General features: G+C 71.1%; 6 protein-coding genes. All 6 read right to left on the reverse strand.

Annotated elements, in window-relative coordinates:
• Nucleotides 1–130: 130 nt before the first annotated feature.
• Genes TR49_RS35720 through TR49_RS35740 form a run of 6 tightly spaced genes read right to left on the reverse strand, consistent with a single transcriptional unit; the run spans nucleotide 131 to nucleotide 1969 of the window.
• A complete protein-coding gene (locus TR49_RS35720) occupies nucleotides 131–589 on the reverse strand; it encodes a DUF6907 domain-containing protein (protein ID WP_042389731.1) in 459 nt (152 codons plus the stop codon).
• On the reverse strand, nucleotides 586–726 hold the full coding sequence (locus TR49_RS44255) for a hypothetical protein (RefSeq protein WP_160311698.1): 141 nt from the start codon (nucleotides 724–726) through the stop codon (nucleotides 586–588). The genes TR49_RS35720 and TR49_RS44255 overlap by 4 nt, the downstream gene beginning before the upstream one ends.
• The gene (locus tag TR49_RS35725; RefSeq protein ID WP_152627631.1) at nucleotides 719–1081 is read right to left on the reverse strand and encodes a hypothetical protein; all 363 of its coding nucleotides are present in this window, start codon (nucleotides 1079–1081) and stop codon (nucleotides 719–721) included. The genes TR49_RS44255 and TR49_RS35725 overlap by 8 nt, the downstream gene beginning before the upstream one ends.
• On the reverse strand, nucleotides 1081–1263 hold the full coding sequence (locus TR49_RS35730; protein ID WP_152627632.1) for a hypothetical protein: 183 nt from the start codon (nucleotides 1261–1263) through the stop codon (nucleotides 1081–1083). Before TR49_RS35730 ends, TR49_RS35725 begins: the two co-directional genes overlap by 1 nt.
• Nucleotides 1260–1466: a hypothetical protein gene (locus TR49_RS35735; protein ID WP_152627633.1), complete on the reverse strand. Its 207-nt coding sequence runs from the start codon at nucleotides 1464–1466 to the stop codon at nucleotides 1260–1262. The genes TR49_RS35730 and TR49_RS35735 overlap by 4 nt, the downstream gene beginning before the upstream one ends.
• An 8-nt stretch (nucleotides 1467–1474) precedes the next feature.
• A complete protein-coding gene (locus tag TR49_RS35740) occupies nucleotides 1475–1969 on the reverse strand; it encodes a hypothetical protein (protein ID WP_152627634.1) in 495 nt (164 codons plus the stop codon).
• Nucleotides 1970–2076 lie beyond the last annotated feature (107 nt).

Here is a 2076-nt window from a genome sequence, read left to right on the forward strand (position 1 = left end):
TGGACATGGCTGTCTCCAGGGGTGTGGGAAGGGGTGGGGCGGGTCGCCAACCTGTTGCTGGTGAAGACCGTCTACGCGGTGCTGCTGGCGACCCGCTGAGCGGCTGTCAGAAGCCGGTGAAGCGGCGGATCTACTGCTGGTCGGTGTCGCGGTCGGGCGGCCACGGCCAGTCGGCGGGCATCCCCGCCGGACGGGTCTCGGCGGCGGCCGCCTGGCGGCGCTCCTCGACCTCGTCGGCCAGCAGACGCAGGTAGTGCGCGTGCTCCTCGAGGCCGTCAGCGAACTCCAGCAACTCCTGCCGCGTGAACCGGCCGTACTCCGTGCCCAGGTCCAACGACACCGCGGGCAGGATGTCGCCGTCAGCGAACGGCTCCTGCACAACCGTGGCGGCGAGGATCTCGAACAGTCGGCCGCCGGCGTTCACGTGCATCGGCACCTCGACGCCCAGGTGCCTGAAGTCGGACGGGTGCTGCGGGTGCTGGTCGTGCTGCTGACTGCACCACGCCGGCTCGGGCATCGTCAGCGTGCCGCCGCGCCAGACCGGCACGGTGACGGTCTTCGGGCGGCGCTTCCAGAGTCGGGGGCTCATCGCTGGGCCTCCTGCGCCTGTCGGGCCTGCTCGGCGGCCTGAGCGGCTGCGCGGGCGGCTTCCATGTGGGCCTGGGCCTGGGCGGCGAGCGCGGCGTGCGCCGCAGCGGCCTCCGCGATCGTCGGCTGCTCACTCATCACGGTCACCGCCCTCGGCGATCAGCCCGAAGCCGGAGAGGAACCAGTCCGCACCGCCCCAGCGGCCTTCGCCGCGGAAGTGGTCCAGGCGCTCGCCGTCGCTGGCGATCATGGGGCTGCAGAGGAACTCAAGCTCGAGGGCTTCGGCGATCTGCCGCCCGATGCGCGCCCCGTCCTGGTGCCGGTGCTCGATGACCGGGCGGACCTCGCCGCCCTCGATCTCCCAGCGGACCGGGAGGTCGACGAGGGCGGGGTGCTGGGCCAGGAGCAAGTGCAAGGCGCAGGCGGCGAGGTGCGCGTCACCAGCAACCTCATCAGTACATAGGTTGGCCGGGCGGTCGAGGCTGATGCTCATCACTGCACCGCCTTTGCGGCGCGAACGAGCAGGTTCCCGACCAGGAGGCGGCCCTCGGCGTCACGGGCCGCCTCGCAGCCCGCCAGCGCCCACAGCAGCTCACCGACCGAGGGCAGGACGCGCGGGGTCACACGGGCCAGCGCAGCGCTCTCGGTGGGGCGCGGGATCGTCGACTTCTTCACCGGGCCCACCTCCGCCAGCGGCGCGGCTGCACCGTCCGGGCGGCAGCGGCCTCGGAGGCCAGCCGGTACGCGAGCTGGTACCAGTCCAGGCAGCCCCGCATCTGGTGGTCGGGGTCGCCCATGATCTCGAAGATCTTCCGGGCGAGGTCGTCCGCCCGCATCTGCTCCTGCTCGGCAACCGCGCCGAGCTTCAACGTCAGCATCACCGCGATCACCGGCCGCTGTACGCGTAGGAGCGGTCCGCCGTCTGCTCGCCGTCGAGGACGCCCTCGGGCAGCTCGTCGACCGCGCGCTCGATCAGCTTCGCGGCGTCGGCGAACTCGGCCGCGAGGGCGAGCAGCTGCTTCCGGCTGGTGGCGCGGACCAGCAGCGCCTCGTCCATGTCGCGGATCCCGAACACCGAGATGTGCCGGCCGCCATCGCCGTCGACGACGAGCTCAGTGGAGAGCTCCAAGTCGCCGCCGATGACGGTCTTGTCCAAGTAACGGGTGCACAGGTCCGGGTGCCCGGCGCCGTCGCAGTCGGAGATGAGGCACGCCGCGGCAGTGGAGGACTCGGACGTGTCCGGCTGCGTCGGGGCGGCGGCCGCGCTGGAGCGCGCCCCGGCGACGATGGCCTGAGCCGCCGTCACGACTCGGTCCATAAAAGAAGAGGGGAGAGAACTCGTGCGGCCGGCGCGCTTGCCGGGCATGAGAAAGTAGGTCACAGCCGACTCCTGTGGATGCAGGTTGTTCGGTCAGGCCCTGCCTCGGAGCTGGAATCTCCTTGGTGGGGCCGCTTGCATTAAGACTGTTGCAGTCGATCATTCGTCCT

Origin of the sequence: Streptacidiphilus melanogenes (assembly GCF_000787835.1) — a bacterium.
Lineage (GTDB): Bacteria > Actinomycetota > Actinomycetes > Streptomycetales > Streptomycetaceae > Streptacidiphilus > Streptacidiphilus melanogenes.

Excerpts from the sequence above, each read along its gene's own strand:
- TR49_RS44255 (WP_160311698.1), bottom strand. The coding sequence starts at position 726 with ATGAGTGAGCAGCCGACGATCGCGGAGGCCGCTGCGGCGCACGCCGCG.
- TR49_RS35725 (WP_152627631.1), bottom strand. The coding sequence starts at position 1,081 with ATGAGCATCAGCCTCGACCGCCCGGCCAACCTATGTACTGATGAGGTT.
- TR49_RS35735 (WP_152627633.1), bottom strand. The coding sequence starts at position 1,466 with ATGCTGACGTTGAAGCTCGGCGCGGTTGCCGAGCAGGAGCAGATGCGG.
- TR49_RS35720 (WP_042389731.1), bottom strand. The coding sequence starts at position 589 with ATGAGCCCCCGACTCTGGAAGCGCCGCCCGAAGACCGTCACCGTGCCG.